General features: G+C 44.1%; 20 protein-coding genes and 1 riboswitch. Of the genes, 7 read left to right on the top strand and 13 right to left on the bottom strand.

Translation table 11 applies throughout. The features are described 5' to 3' along the window. Positions 1 to 10 precede the first annotated feature (10 nt). Together slmA and lpxL are read left to right on the top strand one after the other, a co-directional pair. Positions 11 to 601, top strand: a complete 591-nt coding sequence (gene slmA / locus A3712_RS25535; protein WP_004741428.1) for a nucleoid occlusion factor SlmA — start codon at positions 11 to 13, stop codon at positions 599 to 601. Positions 602 to 618: 17 nt separating this feature from the next. Continuing rightward, positions 619 to 1,602: an LpxL/LpxP family Kdo(2)-lipid IV(A) lauroyl/palmitoleoyl acyltransferase gene (gene lpxL / locus A3712_RS25530; protein WP_063525482.1), complete on the top strand. Its 984-nt coding sequence runs from the start codon at positions 619 to 621 to the stop codon at positions 1,600 to 1,602. A gap of 91 nt (positions 1,603 to 1,693) precedes the next feature. Here the strand turns inward: lpxL and pyrE are convergent, their stop codons facing one another. After that, on the bottom strand, positions 1,694 to 2,335 hold the full coding sequence (pyrE, locus tag A3712_RS25525) for an orotate phosphoribosyltransferase (protein ID WP_063525481.1): 642 nt from the start codon (positions 2,333 to 2,335) through the stop codon (positions 1,694 to 1,696). A 107-nt stretch (positions 2,336 to 2,442) separates the two neighbouring features. Next, the gene (gene rph / locus A3712_RS25520; protein WP_004741431.1) at positions 2,443 to 3,159 is read right to left on the bottom strand and encodes a ribonuclease PH; all 717 of its coding nucleotides are present in this window, start codon (positions 3,157 to 3,159) and stop codon (positions 2,443 to 2,445) included. Positions 3,160 to 3,407: 248 nt separating this feature from the next. Here rph and A3712_RS25515 point away from each other — a divergent pair, with 248 nt between their 5' ends. Next, on the top strand, positions 3,408 to 4,274 hold the full coding sequence (locus tag A3712_RS25515; RefSeq protein ID WP_063525480.1) for a YicC/YloC family endoribonuclease: 867 nt from the start codon (positions 3,408 to 3,410) through the stop codon (positions 4,272 to 4,274). A 65-nt stretch (positions 4,275 to 4,339) separates the two neighbouring features. Here A3712_RS25515 and A3712_RS25510 read toward each other — a convergent pair whose 3' ends face one another. The 4 genes from A3712_RS25510 to A3712_RS25495 form a co-directional block, all read right to left on the bottom strand. Further along, positions 4,340 to 5,203, bottom strand: a complete 864-nt coding sequence (locus A3712_RS25510; RefSeq protein WP_082856316.1) for an SDR family oxidoreductase — start codon at positions 5,201 to 5,203, stop codon at positions 4,340 to 4,342. A gap of 16 nt (positions 5,204 to 5,219) precedes the next feature. Then, positions 5,220 to 5,852, bottom strand: a complete 633-nt coding sequence (locus A3712_RS25505) for an alternative oxidase (RefSeq protein ID WP_063525479.1) — start codon at positions 5,850 to 5,852, stop codon at positions 5,220 to 5,222. 212 nt (positions 5,853 to 6,064) lie between these two features. After that, entirely contained in the window at positions 6,065 to 6,490 is a 426-nt protein-coding gene (locus tag A3712_RS25500; RefSeq protein ID WP_063525624.1) for a phosphate-starvation-inducible protein PsiE, read from the bottom strand. A gap of 184 nt (positions 6,491 to 6,674) precedes the next feature. Next, positions 6,675 to 8,045 carry an NCS2 family permease gene (locus tag A3712_RS25495; protein ID WP_063525478.1) on the bottom strand — a complete coding sequence of 457 codons (1,371 nt, stop codon included), beginning with the start codon at positions 8,043 to 8,045 and terminating at the stop codon, positions 6,675 to 6,677. A gap of 58 nt (positions 8,046 to 8,103) precedes the next feature. Then, a riboswitch (purine riboswitch) is annotated at positions 8,104 to 8,203 on the bottom strand. 301 nt (positions 8,204 to 8,504) lie between these two features. Between A3712_RS25495 and gmk the strand changes: the two genes are divergently transcribed. From gmk to recG, 4 genes are all read left to right on the top strand, one after another. Further along, positions 8,505 to 9,128: a guanylate kinase gene (gene gmk, locus A3712_RS25490; protein ID WP_063525477.1), complete on the top strand. Its 624-nt coding sequence runs from the start codon at positions 8,505 to 8,507 to the stop codon at positions 9,126 to 9,128. A 119-nt stretch (positions 9,129 to 9,247) separates the two neighbouring features. Further along, on the top strand, positions 9,248 to 9,520 hold the full coding sequence (gene rpoZ, locus A3712_RS25485; RefSeq protein WP_004741437.1) for a DNA-directed RNA polymerase subunit omega: 273 nt from the start codon (positions 9,248 to 9,250) through the stop codon (positions 9,518 to 9,520). A 39-nt stretch (positions 9,521 to 9,559) separates the two neighbouring features. Further along, on the top strand, positions 9,560 to 11,686 hold the full coding sequence (spoT, locus tag A3712_RS25480) for a bifunctional GTP diphosphokinase/guanosine-3',5'-bis pyrophosphate 3'-pyrophosphohydrolase (protein ID WP_063525476.1): 2,127 nt from the start codon (positions 9,560 to 9,562) through the stop codon (positions 11,684 to 11,686). 277 nt (positions 11,687 to 11,963) lie between these two features. Then, positions 11,964 to 14,042, top strand: a complete 2,079-nt coding sequence (gene recG / locus A3712_RS25475) for an ATP-dependent DNA helicase RecG (protein WP_063525475.1) — start codon at positions 11,964 to 11,966, stop codon at positions 14,040 to 14,042. A gap of 317 nt (positions 14,043 to 14,359) precedes the next feature. On the opposite strand, the gene A3712_RS25470 is transcribed toward recG, so the two are convergent. The 7 genes from A3712_RS25470 to greB form a co-directional block, all read right to left on the bottom strand. Further along, positions 14,360 to 14,827 (bottom strand): hypothetical protein, encoded by a 468-nt coding sequence (locus A3712_RS25470; RefSeq protein ID WP_231891889.1) that lies wholly within the window; start codon positions 14,825 to 14,827, stop codon positions 14,360 to 14,362. Positions 14,828 to 14,875: 48 nt separating this feature from the next. Further along, positions 14,876 to 15,295 carry a MarR family winged helix-turn-helix transcriptional regulator gene (locus tag A3712_RS25465; protein WP_063525474.1) on the bottom strand — a complete coding sequence of 140 codons (420 nt, stop codon included), beginning with the start codon at positions 15,293 to 15,295 and terminating at the stop codon, positions 14,876 to 14,878. A gap of 311 nt (positions 15,296 to 15,606) precedes the next feature. Beyond that, positions 15,607 to 16,902 carry a two-component system sensor histidine kinase EnvZ gene (gene envZ / locus A3712_RS25460; RefSeq protein WP_063525473.1) on the bottom strand — a complete coding sequence of 432 codons (1,296 nt, stop codon included), beginning with the start codon at positions 16,900 to 16,902 and terminating at the stop codon, positions 15,607 to 15,609. 166 nt (positions 16,903 to 17,068) lie between these two features. Beyond that, complete coding sequence (gene ompR, locus A3712_RS25455) at positions 17,069 to 17,788, bottom strand: osmolarity response regulator transcription factor OmpR (protein ID WP_063525472.1); 720 nt, start codon at positions 17,786 to 17,788, stop codon at positions 17,069 to 17,071. Between the two features lie 415 nt (positions 17,789 to 18,203). Further along, entirely contained in the window at positions 18,204 to 18,413 is a 210-nt protein-coding gene (locus A3712_RS25450) for a hypothetical protein (protein ID WP_063525471.1), read from the bottom strand. Positions 18,414 to 18,727: 314 nt separating this feature from the next. Beyond that, positions 18,728 to 18,940, bottom strand: coding sequence for a transcription antiterminator/RNA stability regulator CspE (gene cspE / locus A3712_RS25445; RefSeq protein WP_063525470.1), 213 nt, complete (start codon positions 18,938 to 18,940; stop codon positions 18,728 to 18,730). A gap of 407 nt (positions 18,941 to 19,347) precedes the next feature. After that, positions 19,348 to 19,827: a transcription elongation factor GreB gene (gene greB, locus A3712_RS25440; RefSeq protein WP_063525469.1), complete on the bottom strand. Its 480-nt coding sequence runs from the start codon at positions 19,825 to 19,827 to the stop codon at positions 19,348 to 19,350. Positions 19,828 to 20,596: the final 769 nt, after the last annotated feature.

The raw sequence follows: 20,596 nt of genomic DNA, 5'->3' as shown, positions 1-20,596 counted from the left end.
AAGTAAATAGATGGCTGGTACTCGAAAATCAAACCGTCGTGAAGAAATCCTACAAGCTCTCGCACAAATGTTGGAATCGACCGAAGGTGCTTCCCGTATCACGACGGTAAAATTAGCCAAGCAAGTTGGCGTTTCTGAAGCTGCACTTTACCGCCACTTCCCTAGCAAAGCTCGCATGTTCGAAGGTCTTATCGAGTTTATTGAAGAAGCTTTGATGTCTCGAATCAACCGCATTCTGGATGAGGAGAAAGACACGCTAGAGCGTATACGCCTAGTACTGCAACTGATCTTAGTTTTCTCAGAACGTAACCCAGGCCTGACTCGAATTTTATCTGGCCATGCTCTAATGTTTGAAAACGAGCGCCTACGTGACCGCATCAATCAACTGTTCGAACGCATTGAGACTCAACTTCGCCAAATTCTGCGCGAGAGAAAGCTTCGTGAAGGGAAGTCATTCCCCGTTGATGAGAAAATCTTAGCGGCACAATTGCTCGGCCAAGTTGAAGGCAGTCTGAATCGATTCGTACGTTCTGACTTCAAATATCAACCGACAGAAAACTTCGATGCTTATTGGGCACTACTCAGCGCTCAAATTAAGTAGCAATCCAACTTTAAGTGATGGTTATGACAAAAACTTCTCCGACAAGTAGCACTGCACAACACGTTATTACTAAGCCACCTTTTACCTTAGCACTGCTTCACCCTAAATATTGGGGAGTATGGTTCGGCTTTGGGCTGTTGGCACTTATTGTTAACGTTCTCCCTTACCGCCTGTTATTACTGTTAGGCCGTTCATTGGGCACTTTAGGCGCCCGCTATGGTAAAAAGCGCGTCGCAGTTGCCACTCGTAATTTAGAGCTCGCTTTCCCAGATAAGCCAGCAGATGAAGTCGCGGCTATGGTAAGCGAGAACTTTAAGAATACGGGTATGGCGCTGATCGAAACCGGCATTACTTGGTTCTGGCCAACATGGCGCTTTAAACGAATCTTAGTCGACAAAGACACTCAGATGCTGCGTACGCACAAAGCCAATGGCAAAGGTGTTCTTCTAAGCTGTGTGCATGCCTTGAACTTGGAGATCACCGCGCGAGCAATGGCTGTGCTGGGTATTCCTGGGTTAGGGGTGTATCGCCCACACAATAACCCAGCTTATGAGTTCATTCAGTACCGCGGTCGTACCCAAAACGGCAACCGCCTCATTCACCGTAAAGATGTGAAGCGCATGATCCGAATCTTGCGTCAGGGTGAGATCCTTTTCTACCTACCAGATCATGATTACGGGCGTAATAAAGCGGCATTTGTGCCTTTCTTCGCCGTGCCTGATGCATGTACGACGACTGGTACTAGTATTCTGGCTTACACTAGCCGCTGCGCGATTGTTCCAGGCTCTGGTTTTAGAAACGACAACGGCAAATATGAAATCATGGCCGATGAGTCCATCGAAGATAACTACCCGCAAAAAGATGAGAAAGCGGCTGCCGCTTACATGAATAGCTATCTAGAGAAAATCATCTTACGCGCGCCAGAGCAGTGGATGTGGCTGCACAAGCGTTTCAAAACCATGGAAGACCCAGAGGCTGAACGCGGCATTCGTTATAAGTAGAGTAGCCGCTATAAGTAATATTCTGAACCAAAAGAAAAGGGGCTGATGATTCATCAGCCCCTTGTGCATTCTATAGCTATAACAAATTGTATTAGATGCCGTACTGAGCGCGGTACGCTTTCACTGCTTCAAGGTGCGCTGCATCAGTCCCCTTCTCTTCAAGGAAAGTCACTAGGTCAGTCAGGCTAACGATAGAGATAATCGCACAGCCAAAGTCACGTTCTACTTCTTGAATCGCAGAGAGCTCGCCTTTACCTTTCTCTTGGCGGTCAATCGCAACAAGAACGCCCGCTAGATCGGCACCATTCGCTTGGATAATTTCCATCGATTCACGAATTGCAGTACCTGCAGTGATTACGTCGTCCACCAGCATGATACGACCTTCCAGTGCGCTACCGACTAGGTTGCCGCCTTCACCGTGGTCTTTCGCTTCTTTACGGTTGAAGCAGTAAGGCGTATCTACATCGTGGTGATCGGCCAGTGCAACAGCTGTTGTCGTTGCGATTGGAATACCCTTGTATGCAGGGCCAAACAGTACATCAAATTCAATACCAGAATCCACCAATGCTGCTGCGTAGAAACGACCCAAGCGCGCTAGGTCACGGCCTGTGTTAAACAATCCAGCATTGAAGAAGTAAGGGCTCTTACGGCCAGACTTTAAAGTAAACTCACCAAACTTAAGTACTTCTTTCTCTAGTGCAAATTCAATAAATTCACGTTGATATGCTTTCATGCTCATCCTCTATGTTTACTCAATAAAACTTAACTTACGCTCTGTACCACCCTCTCAGGTTTTACAGACAAAAAAATAGCCCCCAAATTGGGAGCTATTAAAATTGATTATTCTGCCAACGCCGATTTCTGCGCTTCAACAATATCGGCAATGCCCTTATTCGCCAAGGCTAAAAGCTTCATCAGCTCTTCGTGGCTGAACGGTTCGCCTTCCGCAGTACCTTGAATCTCAATCATTTTACCGTCTTCCGTCATTACAACGTTCATATCGGTATCGGCTGCTGAGTCTTCAACATACTCAAGGTCACACAGTGCTTCTGCACCAACGATACCCACTGAAACTGCCGCTACGTGGCCTTTCATTGGGTTCTTTTTCAGTTTACCGCTGTCTAGTAGGCTCTTGATTGCGTCAGCCATTGCTACGCTTGCACCAGAAATAGACGCAGTACGTGTGCCGCCGTCTGCTTGAATAACATCACAATCAACCGTGATCATGATTTCACCCATCGCTTTAAGATCCACAACAGCACGTAGGCTACGAGCGATCAGACGTTGGATTTCCATCGTGCGACCACCTTGCTTACCGCTCGCCGCTTCACGACGGTTACGAGTGTGCGTTGCACGTGGCAGCATGCCGTATTCAGCCGTTACCCAACCCTTTCCTTGACCTTTCAACCAACGCGGTACGTTTTCTTCTACCGTCGCATTACATAGAACTTTAGTGTTGCCGAACTCAACTAATACAGAACCCTCAGCATAAGCTGTGTAGTTACGAGTAATTTTAATTGGACGAATTTGATCTACAGCGCGGTCATTTGGACGCATTGGTATCTACCTTATTAACAGTCTGAAGTGATTTACTATCGAAAGCGTGCATCACCTAAGAAAGGGGTGAGACATATTTGATTGGGGCGAGATTATATAGCAGTTTACTGTGCAAAGCTATTTACCATTCGAAGACGCTGCTGAAGAAAAGCAATTCCTTAACGAAAGTGATGAGCTTCGGCTGTCACCCGTATCGTGATACTATGCGTGCGCGTTATTTTCAGAATGATAAAAGACAGGAAAATTCGATGATTTATAGTATGACCGCGTACGCACGCAAAGAAGTAAAAGGCGATTGGGGCAGCGCAGTATGGGAAATCCGTAGTGTAAACCAACGCTACCTAGAAACTTACTTCCGCATGCCTGAACAGTTCCGTGGTTTAGAGCCAATCCTACGCGAGCGTTTCCGTAAGCGCCTAGCGCGCGGCAAAGTAGAGTGTAACCTACGCTTTGAAGCTAACCCAGCAGCAAAAGGCGAGCTAAGCATCAACGAAGGTTTAGCGCAGCAAGTCATTAATGCGGCGAACCAAGTGATGACCATGACAGGTGAAGAGAGCCGTCTTAACCCATTCCAAGTCATGAACTGGCCTGGTGTGATGGAAACACCTGAGCAAGACATGGATGCGATCAACAAAGACCTGCTAGCAGCGTTCAACGATGCGATTGCAGAGTTCATTGATGCTCGTGCTCGTGAAGGTGAGAACATGAAGGCGCTAATCGTACAGCGCTTAGATGCGATCACTGAAGAAGTGGTAAAAGTACGTGCACGCATGCCTGAAATCCTAGAGTGGCAACGTGAGCGTCTGCTTAACAAATTTGAAGAAGCGAAGATTGAGCTTGAAGGTTCTCGCGTTGAGCAAGAGCTAATCCTACTCGCACAGAAGTCAGACGTAGCCGAAGAGCTAGACCGCCTAGACTCTCACGTGAAAGAAGCCAATACAGTATTGAAGAAAGGCGGCGCATGTGGCCGTAAACTGGACTTCATGATGCAAGAGTTCAACCGTGAATCAAACACGCTAGCGTCTAAGTCTATCAGCACTGATATCACTGCATCAGGTGTCGAGCTTAAAGTACTTATCGAACAGATGCGTGAGCAGATTCAGAATATCGAATAAACCAACGCTGAGTTAATACAAGTAGCCCCTGTATCGAAAGATGCAGGGGCTTTTCTTTTATGGTTTTATGCTAGCGATAGCGCTTTTTTAACATTGAGTTCAAACTCTTCTTGAGTCAGCTCACGACTCAGCTTGTCAAAATAAACGGAATCATTACCAGCTGGCACACGAGCCTGTTGCGCGTCACCTTCAGCAACGGCCAATACCGCTTTTGCCACCTCAATAGGTGATGGGCCTTGGTTTATCTTCTCAACAACCTGTGGCAATAAGATGTTCGCTTGCTCGGCATATGGAGAATCAGGACTCACCGTCAAAGGGTTCGCTTTCAGCCCATTCTTAATGAAGCCAGTTTGGAACAAGCCTGGTGCAACCGTGTGTACCTTGATTCCGTGAGGCGAGAGTTCATAGCGAAGTGAGTCCGTGATCCCCTCTACCGCATATTTACTGGCATTGTAGTGAGTAAGCAGCGGCAGCCCCATTTTTCCTAAGAATGAGCTGACGTTGATGATCATTCCTGAGTTCTGCTCGCGCATAAATGGAATCACAGCGCGACAGGTGCGAAGGACACCAAACACATTTACGTCGAACTGATGCATAAACTCTTCATCCGTTCCCTCTTCTACACTGGCCACTAAACCATAACCTGCGTTATTCACCAGAATATCGAGTCGACCTGCATTACTCACGACCATTCTGATTGCATTGTTCACATCTTCTGATCGCCTGACATCACACACAACAGGCGTCATCGCCAACCCTTTTTCAGCAAACACTTTTTCAAGCTCTATACCTTTGGCAATACTGCGAACCGATCCATAAACGCGATAATTTTTTTGTGCAAACAATAGTGCCGTCTCAAGGCCCATCCCCGAGTTTGCACCAGTAATAAATACGACCTGATGAGATTGCTGTTGAACGTTACTCGTCATAATAATTTCCTTTGAATTAGCATTGGTGCTCAGGTAAGTCTTTGGTTTTGTAGAGATTGGCAATGTCGTGATTCTTGTCACGATGCTTGGCTTCATCTTCTCTTATACGGAAAAGTACATCTAAGAATGTCGCATCTTCAGGTAGCCCGTAATAGGTCATCGCAATTCTCGGCGCAGGATGATTGGGTAGACTACCCTCTTCAATTTTGGCGATATACTCTGAGTAACTGTTGCAAGCTTCCTCTTCAAAGTAACCGACAATCCGATGTGCGGTTTTAGAAGAGGCTAAGTAAATCACGCTGTAGATAATTAAGAAGAGAAATTGTAAAAGCATCACTAAGATTCGCTCTATAATGGACGGCTTGGTAACGGTCAAGAAGATCATCAAGTGCATCCGTTCATTGTCCGCTTCGTCCAGCAGCTCTTTGATCCAACCACCGTCATCTTTCATGCGACGCAATGCTTTAAGGTGATTAAATACCCCCGCGACCATGCCCGGAACAGCCGCAATGGTCTCCAATAACATTGCTCGTTTGGCTAAATGTTTCCCATAAAACAGATTAAGCGTTTTTTTTAGAAGTCGAGTCACGACAAGTGCAACCTTTTCGGAGAGAACTTCAGGTTGATAGTGGGTACTTTCAAAATGCATAGCGTGTTCCTTAATATGAGTCTACTATTCACCAATCAACATTCATGCCAGAAAACAAAGCCTTATATTTCAAGGAAAAGCCAGAAAAAAGAGTCATTAGGACACCACAATAAAAATAGTCATTAAAACATTTAAATGTCTTTTTGACTCTTAAGAGGTAGTAAAAAGCCCAGCGACATGGCTGGGCTCTAAATGATTTGTCAGTCGACGGTTTACTCGTCCGGTTGCTTGGTTCGAAGATCAACATACGGCCAATAGTGATGCCCAACTCGAATCAACAAGGTAGCGGCAGCTAAGATAAACGCGGCTAAAGATAACCAAACAATGAGAACCGCATCCAGCTCCTTCATTCCAAGTGTTATGTAACGAGCAATCGCCATAATCGCGATATAGATAGGGTAACGTACCGGAATCTTACCGTTCATCACAAATTGTTGGACCATAGCTAACACTTCTAAATAGATGAACATCAGAAGAATATCGGTCAGCCGAACTTGTCGCTCAACAAACAAATGCATGAACTCTTCAACCATCGCAAACACGGTAGCGAGAGTAATCGCCACCAATAGTACCGCTTCAAGAGTATGAAAGACTTTCAAGAAAGGCTTACTAAAAGATTTAGGTAAATGAGAAGGCATTGTCACTCTGCAAAAAATTAATCCAATCTCTACAATAGCATGCCTCAGTATAAGCAGCTCCTTCTCTAGCGGAGAAACCATCAATTACACACCTTATGTGGAGACAGAAGATACAAAAATGGCCCCACATTCACTGTAGAGCCATCTATTCATTCTTCGTTTCAACTTAAATCGCCGATTAGCCTTAAAGAAGAATCAGGTAGGTCAGGAACACCACACACAGGCTATAGATCAACGGGTGAACTTCTTTACCCTTACCCGCGACAACCATAGTGAACGCATAGCTGATAAAACCCATCGCCATGCCGTTTGCAGGTGAAAAACTTAGTACCGTGAACATAATGGTGAAGAAGGCTGCGATGCGAGACTCTTTCTTCTCCCAGTCGATCTGACCAAGGCGGCCCACCATGTAGATGCCTACTACGACCATCGCCGGCGCAACCATAGCCGCCGAGAAAATAGAGAAGATTGGGTACAGGAATAGCGAGATTAGGAACAAGCCTGCAACCATCACTGCCGCCAAACCTGTCTTCGCACCTTGAGAAGAAGCAATACCCGACTCAGAGAATGCCGTAATCGATGTGGTACCAAGAACAGAACCAATCACCGTACCACCCGCATCTGCCACTAGAGCAGATTTCGCATTTGGTACCTTACCGTCTTTATCGATGATACCCGCATCACGGCCAACACCAACAATCGTGCTTAAGCCATCAAAGAAGTCAACAATCAGGAAGATAAGTACGATGAACAATAGATCGAACATTTTCTCAGGAGTAAACGCAGAGAAGTCGAAGATCGCACCAAAGCTGCCTGCCATGCTCGGTGGCATCGCGACTAGCTGATCTGGGATTGGCGCATTTGATGTACCCATGAACACATCAGCCATGATTGTCAGTGCAATCGCTGATACGAATGAGATAAATGTCGCCAACTTAATGTCACGAACCATACAGCCAAGGGCAATAAAGATGCTGATGTAAGCGATGATCACTTGTGGGTCTAAGATATCTCCTAAACCAACCAATACAAACGGATTCGAAACGATGATGCCCGCGTTCTTAAGCCCCAAGAAAGCGATGAACAAACCGAGCGATACCGTAATCGCCAGCTTTAAGTCCTCAGGGATCGATTCAATCATCGATTTACGAATATTGGTCAGTGAGAACGCGAGGTACAAAATACCAGAGAGGAAGATGCCAAATAGCGCTTCGTTCCAAAGCACGGCAACAGAACCACTCAATAACAAGCCTTTGAAAAAGCCATTCATGCTCATGCCCGGCGCTAGCATCACAGGGTAGTTGCCCCAAATGCCCATGATTAACGTCGAAATAGCTGCAGCCAAAGCCGTTGCAGTAAATACCGCCCCTTTATCCATGCCCGGGATACCGCCAAGAATTGCTGGGTTAACCGCCAGAATGTAGCTCATTGCCAAGAAAGTAATGAAACCAGCGTACAACTCAGTGCCAATCGTGGTCTTTCTTTCTGTGATTTGAAACATTGAATCAAGCGAACAAGAGGTGTTCTGGGCTTTCAGGGTGGAATCGGTACTCACAACAAAACCTTTGCAATAAATTAAGAATTTGGGGACTCAAATGCTGTGAGAATAGAGAAGTCTCTACACTAAAAACTGTAGTCACCAAGATAGGCTCGGTAGTAGAAACATTTGATCCATTTCATCAAACATATACAGCATTTAATCGTTTGCGCGGATTGTAAGGATTGAGATTAAAACTTCAATAAATTTTGTCGAGATCACATAAAAAACTGCAGTTGATGAGTGATTACATTTCTAGAACGATCTTTGAAAGGATCATTCGCTAATAAATAACGATCAAGCCAGTTGTTCTCAATAACCTAAATATGCTACTCTTCGCCTCCATTTTTCTGACCTAATTTTCACCAATTGTCGTTATATACGTGCAATTACCGGAACGCAGTTAAGGTCAGTGCTATCTTTTATAGTGTCGGTTTATCGCCTTCACTCAATCCAACCAACAGTGGAAATATACAGATGGGCAAAGGTACTCTTTACATCGTATCTGCACCTAGTGGCGCAGGTAAGTCGAGCTTGATCTCAGCAATGCTAGAAACCAATCCAACCTACGCAATGAAGGTATCTGTTTCACACACCACTCGCGGTATGCGCCCTGGTGAAGAAAATGGTGTTCACTACCACTTTGTAGAGAAGCATCACTTCGAAGACCTCATCAAGAAGAATGAATTCCTAGAGTACGCTGAAGTATTCGGCAACTACTACGGTACTTCACGCGTTTGGATTGAAGAAAACCTAGACCGCGGTATTGATGTATTCCTAGATATCGACTGGCAAGGTGCTCGTCAGATCCGCAAACAGATGCCTCAAGCGAAGAGTGTATTCATTCTTCCACCATCAAATGGTGAGCTAGAGCGTCGCCTAAACGTTCGTGGTCAAGACAGCGAAGAAGTTATTGCGAAACGCATGAGCGAAGCAAAGTCAGAAATCTCTCATTATAATGAGTATGACTACGTGATCGTGAATGATGACTTTGATGCAGCCCTAATGGACTTCAGAGCTATCATTCGTGCGGAACGCTTAAAAGAAGATAAGCAAGCAGCAAAATACAGCGGCATGCTTACTGCATTACTGGCGGAATAATTTAGCAAGGCTAGATTTTCCATTGAGATAAGTATACGGTGATCTAGAAAGTCTCTAGTTAAACTTGTATACTTTCTCGTCATCAAAAATTTATTAGTTAATTACTATTTGGAGTCCTCATGGCACGCGTAACTGTTCAAGACGCTGTTGAAAAAGTTGGCAACCGTTTCGACCTAGTTCTTATTGCGGCTCGCCGCGCACGTCAAATGCAAACTGGCGGTAAAGATTCACTAGTGCCTGAAGAAAACGATAAGCCAACGGTTATCGCTCTTCGCGAAATCGAAGAAGGTCTTATCACTAAAGACGTACTAGATGCTCGTGAACGTCAAGAGCAACAAGAGCAAGAAGCGGCTGAACTTGCAGCAGTAAGCAGCATCGCTCACTCTCGTTAAGAACGTCATTCGAACTAATTAACCTTCCGGGCCTTTAATTTGTATCTATTCGATAGCCTCAAAGACGTTGCCCAAGAATACCTAACAGAGCCTCAAATTGAGGCTCTGCGTCAATCTTATGTGGTAGCGAGAGACGCCCACGAAGGGCAAACCCGCTCAAGCGGTGAACCATACATTATCCACCCTGTAGCTGTTTCAAGAATCCTGGCAGAAATGCGTCTGGATATCGAAACTCTACAAGCTGCTCTACTTCATGATGTGATTGAAGACTGTGATGTCACTAAAGAAGATCTAGAGGAAAAATTTGGCAATACCGTTGCTGAATTGGTAGATGGTGTATCTAAGCTGGATAAGCTTAAATTTCGTGATCGCAAAGAAGCGCAAGCAGAGAACTTCCGTAAGATGGTTCTCGCCATGGTGCAAGACATCCGCGTTATCTTGATCAAATTAGCTGACCGTACTCACAACATGCGTACGCTTGGGGCACTTCGTCCTGACAAAAAGCGTCGTATTGCTCGTGAAACCCTAGAAATCTATTCTCCACTAGCTCACCGTCTTGGTATTCATAACATCAAGACCGAACTAGAAGAGCTAGGCTTCGAAGCCCTCTACCCTAACCGTTATCGCGTACTTAAAAACGTAGTGAAAGCTGCGCGTGGTAACCGTAAAGAGATGATTCAACGTATCCATAGCGAAATCGAAGGCCGCCTTGAAGAAGTCGGTTTACCTGCTCGCGTTCTTGGTCGTGAAAAGAACCTGTTCTCCATCTATAACAAGATGAAAACTAAAGAGCAGCGCTTCCACACCATTATGGACATCTACGCTTTCCGCGTGGTGGTTGATACTCCAGATACTTGTTATCGCGCATTGGGTCAGGCACACAGCCTGTACAAGCCTCGTCCTGGCCGCATGAAAGATTACATCGCGGTACCAAAAGCCAACGGCTACCAATCTCTGCATACATCGATGATCGGCCCTCACGGGGTACCAGTTGAAGTTCAGATCCGTACTGAAGATATGGATCAAATGGCAGATAAAGGTGTCGCGGCGCACTGGTCATACAAAGGCAATGGCTCACGAAGCAGTAATGGCACTACCGCACAGGTTAAAGCACAACGTTGGATGCAGAGCTTACTTGAGCTACAACAAAGCGCAGGTAACTCATTCGAATTCATTGAAAACGTTAAGTCTGATCTGTTCCCAGATGAGATCTTCGTGTTCACGCCGAAGGGTCGCATTGTCGAACTTCCTGCTGGCGCAACAGCGGTCGATTTTGCTTACGCGGTACATACCGATGTCGGCAACATGTGTGTAGGTGCTCGTGTAGACATGAGCCCTTACCCACTCAGCAAATCGCTGAAGAACGGTCAAACCATTGAGATCATCAGTGCTCCGGGCGCACGTCCGAATGCAGCATGGCTCAACTATGTGGTGACATCACGTGCGCGTACTAAGATCCGTCAGGTTCTGAAAACCATGCGTCGTGAAGAGTCGATTACCCTAGGTCGTCGCCTGCTGAACCACGCACTGGGTGAACATTCGATTGGTGATATCGGCCAAGAAAACGTTGAACATGTATTGTCTGATCTTCGTCTCGACAATATCGAAGACTTGCTGGCATCGATTGGTCTTGGTGAGCTAATGAGTATCGTGATTGCTCGTCGTTTACTGGGCGATGCTGACGAACTGACTGAAGTGGAAAACAACAGCGGGATACCAAGGAAGAAACTTCCGATCCGTGGTGCTGAAGGATTATTGCTGACGTTCGCCAACTGTTGTCACCCGATTCCAGATGATCACATCATTGCCCATGTATCTCCAGGTCGTGGTCTTGTGGTTCACCGTGAAACGTGTCCAAACGTTCGTGGCTACCAAAAAGAACCAGACAAGTATATGGCGGTGGAATGGTCTGACGATTACGACCAAGAATTCACAGCTGAACTTCAGGTTGATCTGCAGAACCACCAAGGTGCACTGGCTGAGTTAACTAACGTTATCTCGAAAACAGGCTCAAACATTCACGGTATTTCGACCGAAGAACGTGATGGACGCTTGTACACAGTGACAATCTTGCTGACGACTAAAGATCGTGTTCACCTTGCGAGCATTATGAAGAAGCTACGTGTGATGCCACACGCGCTCAAAGTAAGACGCCGTAAGAACTAGCTCTAAAAGCAGATAGATAAAGCAGATGAGAGATACGAGTCTCAAGATGCGAAGAGCAAAAGCTTTTCAGCACTCAACTTTTCGTCTTTCGAGTCTGCTTTAATTTTTTCTACTGCCTTATTCTTTCATCACACCGATAACTCCAAGATCCTATTTGCTTTTTATCTCTTCGCATCTCGTTTACTCGAACCCCGTATCCGCTTCTAAGCTTTATCCTGTACAAAAATCCAGTAAAATGCTTGAATAGATCATCACTCTTACGTTTATGAGCCTTGTTATGTCACAGCTTTTATCTGCTATCCCTCTCAACTCTTTATCTGGAGTCGGCGCTAAAGTCGCAGAGAAACTGGAAAAGGTTGGGCTTAGCAATGTACAAGACCTACTGTTTCATCTGCCATTACGTTATGAAGATAGAACGCGAATCTATCCGATCATCAAACTGCACGCTGGAATCTGGGCCGCAGTCCAAGGCAAGGTGATGAGCGTGGATACCATTTTCGGTAAACGTAAGATGTTGGCGGTAAAGATCAGCGACGGTAATGGCACTATTACACTGCGCTTTTTCAACTTCACCGCCGGTATGAAGAACAACTTTGCCGAGGGCAAGCAAGTTCATGCTTATGGTGAAATCAAGCGTGGTAATATGGGGCTTGAGATCGTCCATCCGGATTACAAATTCTTTGCTCCAAGACAGCAACCAGACGTGGAAGCGAACCTTACTCCTGTGTATCCAACCACTGAAGGACTGAGACAAGTCACACTGCGTAACCTGACCGACCAAGCATTAGAACTGATCGACAAAGCAGCCGTCAATGAGCTACTACCGTCTGGTTTGTACGACCATCAAATTACTCTCGCACAAGCACTGCATACCATTCACAGACCACCTCCGGGTATCGATCTCGAGTTATTTGATGAAGGTAAACACCCAGCCCAGCTGCGTTTGATTATGGAAGAATTACTGGCTCAAAACCTGTCGATGCTGTCTGTTCGCAGTAAAGGACAGCAAGATAAAGCGATGCCGCTTCCTCCCGTGAATACACTCAAAGATAAACTACTGGCTCAGCTACCATTCTCGCCAACCAATGCTCAAGCACGCGTAACCCAAGAAATTGAAAGTGACTTAGAAAAGCCACACCCAATGATGCGCTTAGTACAAGGCGATGTAGGTTCAGGTAAAACCTTGGTTGCTGCGCTAGCGGCGGTTCGCGCACTGGAACATGGTCAGCAAGTCGCTTTGATGGCACCAACCGAACTATTAGCAGAACAGCACGCAATCAACTTCGCCAATTGGTTTGAAGCCATGGGCATTCAAGTCGGTTGGCTGGCGGGCAAACTCAAAGGTAAAGCACGTGAGACTGAGCTTACGCGCATTGGCAGTGGTGAAGCACAGATGGTGGTCGGTACTCATGCTCTCTTTCAAGAACACGTCGAATTCAAAAACCTTGGCTTAGTCATCATTGATGAGCAACACCGATTCGGTGTCCACCAGCGATTAGAGCTGCGTGAAAAAGGCGCTAAGCAAGGTTACTATCCTCACCAATTAGTGATGACGGCAACGCCCATTCCACGAACACTAGCAATGACGGCCTATGCTGACCTCGAGACCTCAATCATTGATGAGCTGCCGCCGGGTCGAACACCTATTCAAACCGTCGCCATCCCTGACACCAAACGTGAGGACATTGTTGAACGAGTGCGTAATGCCTGCCTCAACGAAGGCAAACAAGCCTATTGGGTGTGTACTCTGATTGATGAGTCTGAGGTATTGGAAGCGCAAGCTGCTGCAGATACAGCAGAAGAGCTGCAACGTAAACTGCCAGACGTAAAAATTGGTTTAGTACACGGCCGAATGAAACCTGCCGAAAAACAGGCTGTGATGCAGGATTTCAAAGGGAATAAGCTGCACTTACTGGTTGCCACAACGGTGATTGAAGTGGGTGTGGACGTACCGAATTCGAGCTTAATGATCATCGAGAACCCAGAGCGTCTTGGCCTAGCTCAACTTCACCAATTACGCGGTCGTGTTGGCCGTGGTTCGGTCGCAAGCCACTGTGTACTACTGTATCACTCTCCGCTATCAAAAACCGCTCAGAAGCGCTTAGGGGTGCTACGTGAAAGTAACGATGGCTTTGTGATTGCTCAGCGAGACTTAGAGATCCGTGGCCCTGGTGAACTGCTTGGTACTAAACAAACAGGCTTGGCTGATTTCAAGATTGCCGACTTAGTACGAGACCAACGTTTAATCCCTGAAGTGCAACGTATCGCACGCCATATTCATGATAGCTATCCCGATAACGCTAAGGCGATCATCAATCGCTGGCTAGGTGAACGTGATGTGTATTCGAAGGCATAATAGCCCAGATATTCAAGCTTACAATGTAAAAAGGCTTCCATTTAGGAGGCCTTTTTTACGCTACTTTTACTTTCATAGTGAAAGCAGTTCTGAATATCAGCTTATACAGTAAAGATTATGCAATATAGTTAGCAAAAGGTGTTTAGCTAAGCCTTCAATTAAAAATCTATGTTCATCTTTCTTGCTCGATCAAGAATCAAAACTGAGTACTTAGATGTGACATTTCCGACTCGAAAACCCCTTTTGTACCTAGGAGAGTGTGATACCGACGAATAATTGCTTCTCAATCAATTGGACATCGACAAAACTCAATAATCTTAATTTGCTTTCATGGCTCTTTTAATGCCTGCAACAGATAACTTAGGTTTACTCACAGCGAACACAATAGACATTAAAATAAGCACAATGTTGAATGCGCCAAAGACAGCTTCATACTCAAGAGCCTCTAGAAATTTCAACTCATCAGTACCTAATGCCAAAGTCGATGTCACGATTGCCGGGTAAACAAAGAAGTAGGTGTTAAGGCAAATCAACATAAAGCTAAACAACTTGGCCCAAACCCAAAAAGATTTAGGTTTACCGCTTAAGACTAACCCAGTAAAACCTGTAGTACACATAGCCACTACAGTTAAGTAAGTCGTACTTTTTAAAACCCACTCTCGATTCAAAGCAAGCGCATGCATGTCAGTTTCTGGTGTGATTAAACCAAGAAATACATATGTCACTATGCTGCCAAAAAACACACATAAACTAATTAAATGAACAATTTTCATTAAGTTTTTCATTCTATCCTCTGCGAAAATAGTTAGCACGCTAACTAAATGGGTAAAAATTTAATCCATATTATCTAGGATTCTTTTTAAATACATTTTCAGGATCTTTGTCTCTTCTGCATCAAAGTTCTTGAGTGCTTTTGTGTTTACGGCCATGGCCAAGTTGGGAAGCTCAATCATCAAGTCTTTTGCTGCACTCGTTAAATAGATCGTTATGATTCTTTGATCCTCAGACTGACGTCGTTTAACGATTAGACCTTTATTCTCCAGACGTTTTATGATTCCAGATATCGTTGGCTTATCAAAATATAATGACTTGCCAATTGCGCCTATTGTTTGCCCCTCCTTTTCTGTTAGACGTGACAGAACTGACCATTGGCCAGGTGTCAGATTGAAAGGTCGTAGAGAGTTTTCAAATGTGTATTTCATCTCTCCGGCGGCTTTATTGATTAAAAAACCAAGGCTATCATCTAGTTTCATATTAAAAGGTTAGCATGCTAACAATATAAATGCACGCTCTTATAAAATTTTTATATCTCAATTTACATCGAAAGTGGGGGATTTATGGATTAGATCTTTACCCCACATCCAGATCAATTCAAAGCCAAGCATCGTTGGCCTCAATAAGCATTTCTAAAGAAAATAAACACCATTTCTGAGGTAATTCACTTACAGGCGCCCCATATTTTACAATGCAGGATTTTTTAGGTTAAGACCAACATTAATGTTACTGCAAGGAAAAGACCGAACTAGGAGGTTATTTTCATCCCCTCCCTGTAACTCATTATGACCTAAGGCTTAACAGGGAAACTGATCTGCGCTTTTAAGCCGCCTTCACTACGGTTATTCACCACTACCGCACCTTGGTGTTGGCTAACAATACGTTTCACAATCGCCAAGCCTAAGCCTGTTCCTTCACTGCCACGAGCCGTATCGCCACGAGTGAAGGGTTCAAATAGCTTGCCGATCTGGTCTTGTGGGATACCCGGACCGTTATCTTCTACTGTCACCCAAGCCAGTTTGTTATCCGCTGTCATACCCGTTGATACTTTCACCCAACCATTACCATAACGCAGCGCATTGACCACTAAGTTACTCACAGCACGCTTCATCGCGATCGGGTTGCCTAATGCAGGCTTCATGGTATCCGGAATATCCGTTTCAATTTGTACCTCATAGCCACCTTCAGAGCTTGATACCTCGCGTGCAATATCATCGACAGCGACCGCTTCAAATGACTCTCGATCAACTGGCTTTAGGTAATCCATAAATTGGCTAATGATCTCATTACACTCTTCCGTATCACTGATAATACCTTCGGCTAAATAACTGTCTTCCGGTGACATCATTTCTGTCGCTAAACGAATACGAGTAAGTGGGGTACGTAAATCATGACTCACCCCTGCCATCAACAACGTTCTATCTTCTTCTAACTCTTGGATATCCTTAGACATTTGATTAAAAGTCCGAGTCACTGAACGAATTTCCTTTGTTCCTCGCACCGTTAATGGCGGTGGAATTTCACCACGCCCAACCTCCTGCGCTGCTCTTTCTAAAGCGATCAATGGCCTGTTTTGCAAACGAATAAATAACCATCCACCAGCAACGATTAACATTGCCATGATCAGACTATTGCGAAATAGTGGCATAAAGTCTTCTTCTTGAAGCTCTGATAACGGTATGCGAATCAGTGAATTAGGAAGTTTTGCAATATCCATCCACAACACATAGCTATCTTTGGCTAGAATCAGACGCACTTCAGTCTCAGATCCTAACTCTTTGGTCATCTCCTCACTCATCAAGTCAATCGAGACTGCGTGGTAATATTCGTTCGCTACTTCGCTATCTTTAGCATGTACCGTCACCCCTAATTGCTCAAGCACGCGCTGGCGCATTGGGGCCTCAATCTCAATATCATGTCTTTGGTCTAGAACTAAATTCAGCTCATGAGCCAGTATCTTATTGAACTGCTGCAAACTAGGCATTAAAGCGTAATTAAATACTGCGTAGTAAGAAAAGATTTGGCTTGCGACCAATAACGTTAAGAAAAGTACTATCGACTGAGTAAAGGAGCTACGTATACGCATGGGGCACCCAAGATGTTGAGAGAAAAAACAAAGCGTTATATGACTATAACCATAAACCTTCGCTCTGAATAGAAAACGGGCCATCACATATCAATGAGATGGCCCGCAAATAGAGAGCTCTGAATCGCAGAATCAATGAAACGGCTTTCGGGCTTTCAATACTAAATTACAACGCCTTACCATCAGGAACGAAGACATAACCTAAACCCCACACTGTTTGGATATAGCGAGGCTTACTTGGGTCTTCTTCCACTAGGCGACGTAAGCGAGAAATCTGCACGTCGATAGAACGTTCCATCGCTGAATACTCACGACCACGAGCCATGTTCATCAGCTTATCGCGAGACATTGGCTCACGTGCGTTGGTGACTAATGATTTAAGTACCGCAAATTCACCTGAAGTCAGCGGCATTGGCTCTTCACCGCGGAACATCTCACGCGTACCCAAATTCAAACGGAATTCACCAAACTCAACCACTGATTCTTCTGTGCTTGGGGCACCTGGCGCTTCAATTACTTGGCGACGTAATACTGCTTTGATACGAGCAAGCAGTTCACGTGGGTTGAATGGTTTTGGTAGATAGTCATCAGCACCAACTTCCAAACCAACAATACGATCCACTTCATCACCTTTTGCTGTCAGCATCAAGATAGGCAAAGAGTTATTTGCATTTCTTAGACGACGACAGATTGATAGACCGTCTTCGCCCGGCAACATTAGATCCAATACCATTAAGTGAAAGTTTTCACGGGTTAACAGGCGGTCCATCTGTTCACTGTTTGCCACGCTACGTACTTGAAAGCCTTGCTCTGACAGATAGCGTTCTAGCAAAGAACGTAAACGAGCATCGTCATCGACCACTAAAATTTTGTAGTTTTCTTGCATGTAATGGTTCCACCAATTAAAGCTCAGACCTAAGGTTAAGCGTTCCTAGTAAATGTATTTTGGTATAAGACACTTAAAATGTAACAGCCTTGGAGAAAAAGTCGCCAAAAGAATTGTTAGCGTATGTTGCCTTCCTTATGGTAACTCATCACACTATACACCTAGGTAAAGTTGATAAAAGTTAAATCATTAATCTATAAGAATAATCAAACATGCTTAAGTAAACAATCAGCAAATCTTTGCATGCCATGGCAGACACTAACTAAGTGTCATTTGCTGTATTACGTATACTTTTATAGCGATGCTAACAAGGGGGTGTGGTATTCAGTAGCGCACGCTAGAGGAAAGAGATTCGATTGGTGGAAAATGGGGGGAAGTCATCATGAAACGAAACAAAGCATCTAAGTGCCCTGTATTAGGCTAAAATACTGAACTCGCCCAAAGTATCATCATGCTGATTACTAATGCGACCAGTAGATGTCGCTTCACAGTATGAAAACCTGACATCTACACAACCCACATTGCCATTGACAAGCACATGGCGCTTTAAAATATCACTATTAAGCTGATGAATAACACCGCTCCAAGAAAGATTATCTTTAAATAGATTAAATTTAATATTCATACTATTCCTACTTATTATTAGAAGTTTGTTTTTGTCTATTTTGTTGAAACCAAAAAAGCTTACGTCCGGTAGATCGAGACATATTTATCCCTTATTTATTTTCGTTAGATATAACGAACCTGTAGTATTTTAAATATTACTTACAGTATGTGATGATTATTTTATTTATAAAAACGAAGTAAATAAGAAACGTAACGACAAATACAAAGAGTATGAGAGGAATGTTGAATATTTTCGCGAGGTGATATAAATATAATTTTTGTTACGAGGGAAGTGACGCAAGCATTCATCGACCACTTGCGCCTACTTAAATCTTATGCAGCTACAACGTTTGCAGCTTGAAGACCTTTTTGGCCTTGCTCTACTTCGAAAGACACTTGCTGGCCTTCTCTAAGAGTCTTGAAACCTTCAGAAGCAATTGCACGGAAGTGAACGAATACGTCAGCACCGCCGTTGTCTTGAGTTAGAAAACCAAAACCTTTCTCTTCGTTAAACCATTTTACTACGCCGTTTGTTTTATTAGACATGTTGTGTCCCTTATATAAAATAAAAATTAATCGCAAGAATAGTGCGATGCGCTGAAAGCTTGAATTATTTAATGTATCTATGAAGCTAAGGGAAACACTGAGGACAACAACAATAACGAAGGAATTCTGAGGGCTTGACTTTTACAACTGGATGTTTCATTTAATAACTCTGAACAACAGAGCGAGGCCATTGTTAGTCATTATCGGTTCATTGTAAAGATATATTTTCACTTGATAAAAATAACTGTTTTTTTATTTAGCCAAAAATCATCGATTTTGACGTACAAGCCTTTCTCCATAAGGGTTTTTAGTTCTTAAAAAAGAATGATAAAAAATTTTATTTTTTGCAATGCCTTTTATCCCACGACATAAAAATGACGCTCAGTCCATAAAAATAGAAATTCAAATTAAGGTTTATCGTATGAGATGGAATTTATAAACCACTCTTTATCCCCATCCGGAGTACGAACAACAAACTCATCATCCACTTCTTTTTTGAGTAACGCACGTGCCATAGGAGAATCAATCGAAATGTAACCTTTCGCATCACCGTAAATCTCTTCAGGTCCAACAATGCGGAAGGTTTTAACATCACCCTCTTCATTTTCAATTTCGACCCAAGCCCCAAAAAAAACTTTCCCTTCCTGTTGTGGTGAATAGTCGACAATAGTGACATCAGGCAAGAACTTGCGTAGAAAGCGCACACGGCGATCGATCTGACGAAGCAAGCGCTTATTAAATGTGTAATCTGCATTTTCAGAGCGGTCCCCTAGGCTCGCAGCCCAAGTCACGATCTTAGTAATCTCAGGGCGTTTCTCGTGCCATAAATGATCATGCTCAGCTTTAAGCTTGTTGTAACCTTCTCGAGTGATTAGTTTCGTCTTCAATTCAATAACCTTGAGTATTCATAAATGCATTAAAGGCGTTAGTAACGTTTTGTTTATCAGAGATAACAAACGGAAAGCATGATAATAGAGCCTGCTTTACATCATGTTCAAGCCTATCAGCACTTTTTAATCATACATTCGATTTGACTCGTCACCACACTATCACCAACAGTATGATAAATCGCAAGAGACGCTATACGAGAGGGCCTTGGTACAATAGTAAGTGAGCAAGAGAACGAGGTATATCGAAGTGAATTCAATATGTAGGATTCATCTTATCATCGTAAATGATAAAGCAGCACTGTAAGTCCTTTCCAAGATATTTGACGCAGATAAAAGAAAACCCCGCAAGGCTTTCGCCAAGCGGGGTTAAGTCTCTATCGCAGCAATCCGGCTACTGTTTATCTCTTCGAGATAAGGTGCTCCCTGCATCTTTCCTTGATAGTGGCTAAATCCTTTAACCAATTTCCTTTTTGTTCATCGCCATCCTAGCGGTGTCCATTCTAGCCTGTCGTCCTGACTGGCGAATCTCATCCAGAGATTATCACTTCCTTGCTGACTACTCATCCTAAGTAATCAAATCTTCATCCTGAAGATACCTAGTCCATTAGGCTTTTTCCTGTTCCTGCCAACTCCCTGTCGACAAGTTAAATATTACGGCAAATGGCTGTGTTTCCTAGATAGTCCTAAAAAACATTTACTATGGGAAATACGCCCAAAAACATCAAGTTCAATAAAATCATAGCCTTACGTTTTTGTTAGGACAATT

It is taken from the genome of Vibrio sp. HI00D65 (genome assembly GCF_001635455.1).
In the GTDB taxonomy this organism is placed as follows: Bacteria; Pseudomonadota; Gammaproteobacteria; order Enterobacterales; family Vibrionaceae; genus Vibrio.
The sequence above is the reverse complement of the archived record's forward strand: the minus strand, read 5'-3'. Positions and strand labels throughout refer to the sequence as shown.

Bases quoted from the DNA above. Each gene is read 5' to 3' on its own strand.
- slmA (WP_004741428.1), top strand. From the start codon at position 11: ATGGCTGGTACTCGAAAATCAAACCGTCGTGAAGAAATCCTACAAGCT.
- lpxL (WP_063525482.1), top strand. From the start codon at position 619: ATGGTTATGACAAAAACTTCTCCGACAAGTAGCACTGCACAACACGTT.
- pyrE (WP_063525481.1), bottom strand. From the start codon at position 2,335: ATGAAAGCATATCAACGTGAATTTATTGAATTTGCACTAGAGAAAGAA.
- rph (WP_004741431.1), bottom strand. From the start codon at position 3,159: ATGCGTCCAAATGACCGCGCTGTAGATCAAATTCGTCCAATTAAAATT.
- A3712_RS25515 (WP_063525480.1), top strand. From the start codon at position 3,408: ATGATTTATAGTATGACCGCGTACGCACGCAAAGAAGTAAAAGGCGAT.
- A3712_RS25510 (WP_082856316.1), bottom strand. From the start codon at position 5,203: ATGACGAGTAACGTTCAACAGCAATCTCATCAGGTCGTATTTATTACT.
- A3712_RS25505 (WP_063525479.1), bottom strand. From the start codon at position 5,852: ATGCATTTTGAAAGTACCCACTATCAACCTGAAGTTCTCTCCGAAAAG.
- A3712_RS25500 (WP_063525624.1), bottom strand. From the start codon at position 6,490: ATGCCTTCTCATTTACCTAAATCTTTTAGTAAGCCTTTCTTGAAAGTC.
- gmk (WP_063525477.1), top strand. From the start codon at position 8,505: ATGGGCAAAGGTACTCTTTACATCGTATCTGCACCTAGTGGCGCAGGT.
- rpoZ (WP_004741437.1), top strand. From the start codon at position 9,248: ATGGCACGCGTAACTGTTCAAGACGCTGTTGAAAAAGTTGGCAACCGT.
- recG (WP_063525475.1), top strand. From the start codon at position 11,964: ATGTCACAGCTTTTATCTGCTATCCCTCTCAACTCTTTATCTGGAGTC.
- A3712_RS25470 (WP_231891889.1), bottom strand. From the start codon at position 14,827: ATGAAAAACTTAATGAAAATTGTTCATTTAATTAGTTTATGTGTGTTT.
- A3712_RS25465 (WP_063525474.1), bottom strand. From the start codon at position 15,295: ATGAAACTAGATGATAGCCTTGGTTTTTTAATCAATAAAGCCGCCGGA.
- envZ (WP_063525473.1), bottom strand. From the start codon at position 16,902: ATGCGTATACGTAGCTCCTTTACTCAGTCGATAGTACTTTTCTTAACG.
- ompR (WP_063525472.1), bottom strand. From the start codon at position 17,788: ATGCAAGAAAACTACAAAATTTTAGTGGTCGATGACGATGCTCGTTTA.
- A3712_RS25450 (WP_063525471.1), bottom strand. From the start codon at position 18,413: ATGAATATTAAATTTAATCTATTTAAAGATAATCTTTCTTGGAGCGGT.
- cspE (WP_063525470.1), bottom strand. From the start codon at position 18,940: ATGTCTAATAAAACAAACGGCGTAGTAAAATGGTTTAACGAAGAGAAA.